At 42.6% G+C, this 8,400-nt stretch carries 8 protein-coding genes; all 8 read left to right on the forward strand.

What is annotated here, in order from left to right; genetic code table 11:
* Window positions 1-103: 103 nt before the first annotated feature.
* The 8 genes from fabL (at window position 104) to BFI01S_RS20055 (ending at window position 8,241) form a co-directional block, all read left to right on the forward strand.
* Window positions 104-853, forward strand: coding sequence for an enoyl-[acyl-carrier-protein] reductase FabL (fabL, locus tag BFI01S_RS20020; protein ID WP_061794172.1), 750 nt, complete (start codon window positions 104-106; stop codon window positions 851-853).
* A gap of 85 nt (window positions 854-938) precedes the next feature.
* Window positions 939-1,130: a gamma-type small acid-soluble spore protein gene (locus tag BFI01S_RS20025; protein ID WP_009335838.1), complete on the forward strand. Its 192-nt coding sequence runs from the start codon at window positions 939-941 to the stop codon at window positions 1,128-1,130.
* Between the two features lie 184 nt (window positions 1,131-1,314).
* Window positions 1,315-1,566, forward strand: a complete 252-nt coding sequence (locus tag BFI01S_RS20030; protein ID WP_061794173.1) for a YgaB family protein — start codon at window positions 1,315-1,317, stop codon at window positions 1,564-1,566.
* A gap of 287 nt (window positions 1,567-1,853) precedes the next feature.
* Entirely contained in the window at window positions 1,854-2,384 is a 531-nt protein-coding gene (gene ntdP, locus BFI01S_RS20035) for a nucleoside tri-diphosphate phosphatase (RefSeq protein WP_009335840.1), read from the forward strand.
* A gap of 142 nt (window positions 2,385-2,526) precedes the next feature.
* Window positions 2,527-4,275 carry an ABC transporter ATP-binding protein gene (locus tag BFI01S_RS20040; protein ID WP_061794174.1) on the forward strand — a complete coding sequence of 583 codons (1,749 nt, stop codon included), beginning with the start codon at window positions 2,527-2,529 and terminating at the stop codon, window positions 4,273-4,275.
* Window positions 4,276-4,595: 320 nt separating this feature from the next.
* Entirely contained in the window at window positions 4,596-5,612 is a 1,017-nt protein-coding gene (locus BFI01S_RS20045) for an ABC transporter ATP-binding protein (protein ID WP_061794175.1), read from the forward strand.
* On the forward strand, window positions 5,587-6,555 hold the full coding sequence (locus tag BFI01S_RS20050; RefSeq protein ID WP_061794176.1) for an ABC transporter ATP-binding protein: 969 nt from the start codon (window positions 5,587-5,589) through the stop codon (window positions 6,553-6,555). Before BFI01S_RS20045 ends, BFI01S_RS20050 begins: the two co-directional genes overlap by 26 nt.
* Before the next feature lie 75 nt (window positions 6,556-6,630).
* A complete protein-coding gene (locus BFI01S_RS20055; RefSeq protein ID WP_061794177.1) occupies window positions 6,631-8,241 on the forward strand; it encodes an ABC transporter substrate-binding protein in 1,611 nt (536 codons plus the stop codon).
* Window positions 8,242-8,400 lie beyond the last annotated feature (159 nt).

Raw genomic sequence — 8,400 nt, forward strand, 5'->3', positions numbered from 1 at the left:
GATGGAAAAAGCTAAAATAAAATCGGCAAGGTGTTTTGTTTATAAATTCCCGGGATAAAAATCCCTAAACAACAGAAATACATAACAGAAAGGAAATTGAATCATGACACAAAAAGTAGCACTGGTAACAGGAAGCAGCAGAGGAATTGGAAAGGCAACAGCCATCAGGCTTGCCAAAGAAGGCTATGATATTGTCATCAATTACGCACGCAGCAAGTCGGCTGCAAATGAAACAGCAGCCGAAATTGAGGCGCTTGGAAGAAAAGTCCTGGTTGTAAAAGCAAACGTGGGGGATGTAGAAAAAATTAAAGGACTTTTCGCAGAGATTGACCGTGAATTTGGAAGGCTCGATGTGTTTGTCAACAATGCAGCTTCCGGGGTTTTGCGTCCGGCAATGGAACTGGAAGAATCTCATTGGGACTGGACGATGAATATTAACAGCAAAGCCCTGCTTTTCTGCGGTCAGGAAGCTGCAAAGCTAATGGAGAAAAGCGGCGGCGGAAAAATTGTAAGCATCAGCTCGCTGGGATCGATCCGCTATCTGGAAAACTATACGACTGTAGGAGTTTCCAAGGCAGCATTGGAAGCATTGACACGTTACCTGGCTGTTGAACTGGCTCCTAAAAATATTGTCGTAAACGCTGTTTCAGGCGGTGCAGTAGATACTGAAGCTTTAAAACATTTCCCTAACCGTGCAGAGCTTCTCGAAGAAGCAAAAACCAAAACACCTGCAGGACGTATGGTTGAAATTGAAGATATGGTAAATACTGTTATGTTTCTATTAGGTGAGGAATCCAGCATGATTCGCGGACAGACGATTATTGTGGATGGCGGCATTTCCCTGCTGGTTTAATAAAATATGGATATTTTTGGTTTTTAAAAAAGTTGGATAGTTTCCTCCGCTCCCGGTTAAATTAATGAGCGTGGAGGTGATTATAATGGCTAAACAACCAAACCAAACTCAAGCTGGAACTAATGTTCAAGAAGTGAGACAACAAAACGCACAATCTGCTGGCCAAGGCCAATTCGGTACTGAATTTGCCAGCGAAACAAATGCTGCTGAAGTAAGACAGCAAAACCAGCAAGCTGAAGCTCGCAAAGGTCAAAATGCCGGCAAACAAAGCCGCTAATTACATCTAAAGAAAGAAGCCGCCTTTTAAATGGAAAAGGCGGCTTCTTTTTTTGTGCTGATTGTCATCATGCTCTCCCCCTTCGACAAAACTTCCATAAAGTCAACATAACTAGTCAAAGGGTTAAAAAAAGGTACAGCGAAATTATAGAAATAGGAAAAATAATGGGGACGGTGGTGCAAATATGGAGAACTTTAACAGTTTAGTTTCAGAACAGATGAAAACGATGGAAAAGCTTCTTTACCTGCAGAGCGAGCTGGAGCGCTGCCAGGAGATTGAAGAGGAATTAAAAGCAATTCAGCAGGAAACGGAGCTTGAAAGTGTACAGTATGAAATTGTCAGAATGAAAGAAGAGCTCAAACAAATTCATCGTATATTTGAGGAACAGACCGAAGAGGTCATCCGCTCCTATCAGAAAGTAAATGTAACCGTTTAAAGATAAACTCTCTATCCTCTTTCGTTGTCTTCTATACCTATAAAATAAGCTATAAAATCCTTTTTTTACAGCCGTTGATACATTTCAATGGCTCTTTGTTTTAAAAATTTCCTTTTACCGTTATAATAGTAGAAAACAGGAATCGTACTTTGTTGCCTTTTTCTTTTGGATATTATTGAGTCATGCTGTGCAGTTTGCACGGCCATGAAGGGGAGGAAGCCTATTAAAGGCGCCAAAAAAGTATTATCAGGTTGCAAAGCTTCCGGAAGGAAAGTAGGGGAAAAAGAATGGCGGTACCCATCGAAGGCGAACCAATGCAAATACACAGCTATAAACATAATGGGCATATCCACCGCGTCTGGGAGGAAACAACCGTATTAAAAGGGACACAAAATTTAGTGATTGGCGGAAATGACCGGACAATCGTAACAGAATCTGACGGAAGAACATGGGTGACAAGAGAGCCAGCCATTTGTTATTTTCATTCTCAGCACTGGTTTAATGTGATTGGAATGATTCGGGAAGATGGTGTTTATTATTACTGTAATATTAGTTCACCATTTATTTTTGATGGAGAAGCGTTAAAGTATATTGATTATGATCTCGATATTAAAGTATATCCGGACATGACATTCAATTTGCTTGACGAAGACGAATATGAACGGCACCGTCAGGAAATGAATTATCCCGATGTGATTGACAGCATCCTTAAATCAAATGTGGACAACCTCATCCATTGGATCCGTCAGAGAAAAGGTCCTTTTGCACCCGACTTTATTGATATATGGTATGAACGCTATCTTACTTACAGACGCTAAAAAAGGGCTGAATGCCGAAAAAACGCCTGTTGGACCTTGAGTCAGCAGGTTTTTATTTTGTCCAGAATCTGCATGATTGCCGGGTTTAGGGGTAAGTTTAAGAAAATAACAGGGAATGAGACAGAGAGGGGGAGCGATCCGGTTGGACAGTATAAAAAGATATTTGAAATTCGTTAAGCCGTATCGGCTTCAGATTATCGGAACCATTATCATAGGCATCATTAAATTTGCCATTCCGCTTTTGATTCCGCTTCTGATTAAGTATGTAATAGATGATATTATTGGCAATGATGCATTGAGCCAGAGCGATAAGAACAGCACACTGTTAATGGTTATGGCTGTGATGATTGCTTTATTTGTCATCGCCCGCCCGCCAATTGAGTATTACCGCCAATATTTTGCCCAGTGGGTGGCAAGCAAAATTCTATATGATATCCGGGATAAGCTTTTTACCCACATTCAAAAGTTAAGCTTCCGATTCTATGCAAATACCAGAACAGGGGAAGTTATCTCCAGGGTCATAAATGATGTTGAGCAAACCAAAACATTCGTCGTAACTGGTTTAATGAATTTATGGCTTGATGTGGCAACCATTTTAATTGCAGTTGTCATTATGCTGAATATGGACGTTACGCTGACGATTGTGTCACTGCTGTTATTTCCATTTTATGCCTTTTCGGTTAAATACTTTTTTGGGAACCTCAGAAAGCTGACAAGGGCCCGTTCACAGGCTCTTGCAGAGGTACAGGGCTATCTTCATGAACGTGTTCAGGGGATGGCAGTTGTTAAAAGCTTTGCCATTGAGGATTATGAGCAATCCCAATTTGATGCGCAAAATAAGAATTTCCTGACAAAAGCGATCGACCACACGAGGTGGAATGCAAAAGCATTTGCAGTGGTTAACACCATTACAGATATTTCACCGCTTTTAGTCATTGGGTATTCAGGATATCAGGTTATCCAGGGAGATATTTCCCTCGGTGTCATGATGGCATTTGTCGCTTATATAGATAGATTGTACGGCCCGCTTAGAAGGCTTGTTAACTCTTCAACCACCTTAACCCAATCAATCGCATCCATGGATCGGGTATTTGAGTTAATTGATGAGAAATATGATATTGACGATTCACCTGATGCCATCCAATGCCGGGATGTTAAAGGGCATATCCAATTTGAGGAAGTGAGCTTTTCCTACAATGAGAATGAGCCTCCGGTATTAAAGGAAATCAATCTCGATGTATCGGCAGGGGAAACGATTGCCCTTGTAGGTATGAGCGGAGGAGGGAAGTCCTCTTTGGTAGGGCTGATTCCGCGTTTTTACGATGTGAATGAAGGCAGAATACTGCTTGATGGCACAGATATCCGTTCGTTTAAAGTAAGGAGCCTTCGCGATAAAATCGGGATGGTGCTTCAGGATAATATTTTGTTCAGTGAATCGGTCAAAACTAACATTCTTCTCGGCAAACCCGATGCCACTGAAGAGGAAGTAATAGAAGCTGCCAAGGCTGCAAATGCCCACGAATTTATTATGAACTTGCCTGAAGGCTATGATACCAAGGTTGGCGAGCGAGGTGTGAAACTGTCTGGAGGGCAGAAGCAGCGAATTGCCATTGCGAGAATCTTTTTGAAAAATCCGCCGATCCTTGTGCTTGATGAAGCCACTTCAGCCCTTGATCTGGAGAGTGAACATCTGATACAGGAAGCGTTGGAAAAGCTGGCTAAAGACCGCACGACTTTTATCGTGGCTCATCGCCTTTCCACCATCACACATGCAGATAGAATTATTCTGATAGAGCATGGTGAAATTTCTGAAGCGGGAAGCCATGACGAATTAATGAAAAAACAGGGGAATTATTATAAGCTTTTTCAAGTTCAGCAGCTTGAAAATTAGGTTTAAAAGCCGGCTCTATTACAGGGCCGGCTTTTGTGTGTGCTTTTTGATAGCAATGCGTTAAATTACTATAGTGTTAAAACAGCTGCCTGCAAATAACGGTCATTAATCTCCAACTTTTTCATAATTATTAGTAGGATATTACTTAAAAAACCAGATCTAAAAATATATAATGTTTACTATATTTAAATAATTTAGAAAAATGAGTAGACTTAACCAATCTTTTTTTATAGAATGAAAAAAAGATAGTGACCTAAGGTCCAAAATTGTTAAATATGTCCCATTTCATAGAAACGGACGATCAGGAAGGGAGTATCCGTGTGACTCAAGCTCCAGTTTTAGATGTAAAACAGCTAAGGACATCCTTTTTCTCTTCAGATGGAGAAGTTCCGGCTGTGGATGATATCAGCTTCTCGGTCAACAAGGGTGAAATTCTGGGGATAGTAGGAGAATCAGGCTGCGGGAAGAGTGTTACATCTCTATCCATTATGAAGCTGATTCCACAGCCCCCGGGAAAAATTGTTGGCGGTGAAATTCTTTTAGATGGAGAAGATCTCGTAAAAGCATCAGAAAAAAGAATGCGTGAAATAAGGGGAAATGAAGTGGCTATGATTTTTCAGGAGCCGATGACTTCATTGAATCCGTTATTTACAATAGGAGATCAGCTGACAGAAGGAATCAAATTACATAAGAAGTTAAATAAGAAGGCTGCAATCCAGCAGGCTGTTGAAATGCTTAAGCTTGTTGGCCTGCCTAGGGCAGAGCAGATAGTAAAGGAATATCCCCACCAGCTGTCAGGGGGAATGAGGCAGAGGGTAATGATTGCCATGGCATTGTCCTGCCATCCTCGGCTTCTGATTGCAGATGAGCCGACAACTGCTTTGGACGTGACCATCCAGGCCCAGATATTATCCCTTATGAAGGATCTTAATGAAAAGCTCGACACAGCCATAGTCATGATTACTCATGATCTCGGGGTAGTAGCGGAAGTATGTGAGAGGGTAATTGTCATGTATGCCGGGAAAATAGTGGAGGAAGCTCCTGTAGAAGAGATATTCAAAAATCCAAAGCATCCTTATACCCGGGGACTTCTTCAATCAGTGCCTGATGTAAGAGAGAAAAAAGAGCGATTATATTCGATTCCGGGAAATGTGCCTAAACCGGGCTCCATCAAGACTGGATGCCGTTTTGCAGCACGCTGTGAATTTGTCCATGACCGGTGCATGACGGAAAGTCCTCCGCTTTATAATGCCAATAGTGCAGAACAGCATACAGTGCGCTGTTTTCTGCATGAGTCTGGGGGTGTCATTGATGACCGAAGTGCTGTTGGAAGTTAATCAGTTAAAGAAATATTTCCCCGTGACAGGCGGCCTGTTTGGAAGAAAACAGGGTGATGTGAAAGCGGTTGATGATATCACCTTTTTCGTTAACAAAGGGGAAACGCTTGGCCTTGTAGGTGAATCTGGCTGCGGTAAATCAACCACAGGAAGAATGCTGATGCGCCTGATTGAACCGACAGAGGGGAAAGTGGTTTTTGAAGGCAAGGATCTGACTTCCCTAAACTCAGCGGAAATGCGCAAGATGAGAAAGGAAATGCAGATGGTATTCCAGGATCCGTTTGCGTCGTTAAATCCCCGCCATACTGTTGAGCAGATTTTGGAGGAGCCTCTCATTGTCCACGGCATAGGGAACAAAGAAGAGCGTAAACAGCGGGTAAGAGAGATGCTGGAGGTTGTCGGCCTCAGCAGCTACCATGCCAAACGGTATCCGCACCAATTCAGCGGAGGCCAAAGGCAGAGGATTGGAATCGCAAGAGCATTGATGACCAAGCCTAAGCTGATCATTGCAGATGAGCCTGTTTCAGCACTTGATGTATCCATTCAATCACAGGTGCTCAACCTGCTGGAAGATCTTCAAAAAGAATTTCAGCTGACGTATATATTCATTGCCCATGATCTAGGGGTAGTTAAACATATCAGTGATAGAGTTGGTGTTATGTATCTTGGAAGATTAGTAGAGATCACAACGTCTGACCAGCTCTACGATAAGCCGCTGCATCCTTACACAAGGGCATTGCTTGGTGCAGTTCCCATCCCTGACCCGACTTTAAAGAAAGACAGGGAGCTATTAACTGGGGACATTCCAAGTCCGCAGAATCCGCCAGCTGGATGTGCCTTTCATACTAGATGTAAAGAATGCATGGAAATCTGCAAAACAGATAGGCCGCTGCTGAAGGAAATTGAACCGGGTCACTTTGCAGCCTGCCATCTCTATAGCTGAGCTATAAAGGCAGAACTGCATGGATGATAAATATGTAAACAGCCGATACCGGCAAAAGAAAAAAGGGGGAAAACAATGAAGAAGCGCAATGGCATTTGGTTCCTGGTTGCAGCTTTGTTACTGTCACTGGCTCTTGCCGGCTGCAGCAGCAACTCAAGCAGCGGAACGAAAGACGAAAAGGATAAAGAGAAAGGTACAGATACAGAAGAAACGTCATCAGGCGGCACATTAGTATTTGGCCGCGGCGGTGATTCTACTTCACTTGATCCCGCTATTACAACAGAAGGTGAGTCTTTTAAAGTTACAAAAAACATCTATGAAACTCTGATTGAATTTGGTGAGCAGGATACGGAAATTCAGCCTGGCCTTGCTACTAAATGGGAAATGAGTGAAGACGGGCTAAAGCATACATTAAAGCTTCGTGAAGGCGTAAAGTTCCACGATGGAACTGACTTTAATGCCGAAGCGGTTGTCTTCAACTTTGAAAGATGGAAAGCAGGAAACGCTGAGCAGTTCTATTACTATAACTCTCAGTTTGGGGATAAAATCTCTGAAGTGAAAGCTGTAGATGATTACACAGTTGAGTTTACTTTAAACAAGCCAATTGCACCATTCTTAAAGAACCTTGCGATGTCTCCATTTGGAATTGCAAGCCCGGCTGCGATTGAAAAGCATGGGGAAAAATTCCTTCACAACCCGGTGGGAACAGGTCCATTTGTATTTAAAGAATACAAAGCAAACGATCGCATCACTCTTGTAAAAAATGAAGAATACTGGCAGGAAGGCCTTCCAAAGCTTGATGAGGTTATCTTCCGTGTCATCCCTGAAAACTCTGCGCGTCTGAACGCCCTGGCTACAGGCGAAGTCGACTTAATCGATGGTGTTAACTTCAGTGATGTTGGCCAAATCGATGGAAATCCGGATCTTCAAACTTTTGAACGTCCATCATTAAACGTAGCTTACCTTGGATTGACAAGCACACGCGGACCATTAAAAGATAAAAAAGTCCGTCAGGCATTGAACTATGCAGTTGATAAGCAAGCTCTTATTGATGCATTCTATGCCGGTGCAGCTGAGCCTGCGAAAAACCCAATGCCTTCAGTTGTAGCGGGTTACAATGATGACGTTAAGGATTATGAGTTTGACCCTGAGAAGGCCAAGGAACTTTTAAAAGAAGCAGGATATGAAGATGGTTTTGAAATGGAGCTATGGGCAATGCCGGTTCCTAGACCATATATGCCGGATGGACAAAAAGTAGCTGAAGCACTTCAAGCCAACTTTGACGCAATCGGCGTAAAGGCAAAAATCGTTACTTATGAGTGGGGTACTTACCTGGATAAAGCAAAAAATGGTGAAGCTGATACATTCCTATTAGGATGGACTGGCGACAATGGGGATGCTGATAACTTCCTATATGTGCTCCTTGACCAGGACAGCATCGGCTCCAACAACTACACTTACTACGAAAACCCTGAAGTGCATGAACTGCTTGTAAAAGCTCAGGCTAGTGCAGACCAGGCAGAGCGTGAAAAACTTTACAAAGAGGCTCAGGTTCTGATCAAAGAAGATGCTCCATGGATTCCGCTTGTTCACTCAAGACCAATCCTTGCGGGTAAAGCTGATATCACAGGCTTCAAGCCGCATCCAACAGGATCTGATTTACTGGCAACTGTAGAATTTAAATAAGGTGCTTTACAAGTGAGATAAGTATACTTCTTATATTCAAGGAAAAGGGAGTACAGTTCTGTAGCTCCCTTTTCTATTCCAAAATATTTTAAATTAGGAAACTTTGAATTTCGATAACTGTCTAGCTCCAGCGCCTCCCCCTCGAGGTCACAAGCTTGT

Origin of the sequence: Cytobacillus firmus NBRC 15306, assembly GCF_001591465.1 — a bacterium.
Classification (GTDB): domain Bacteria; phylum Bacillota; class Bacilli; order Bacillales; family Cytobacillaceae; genus Cytobacillus; species Cytobacillus firmus.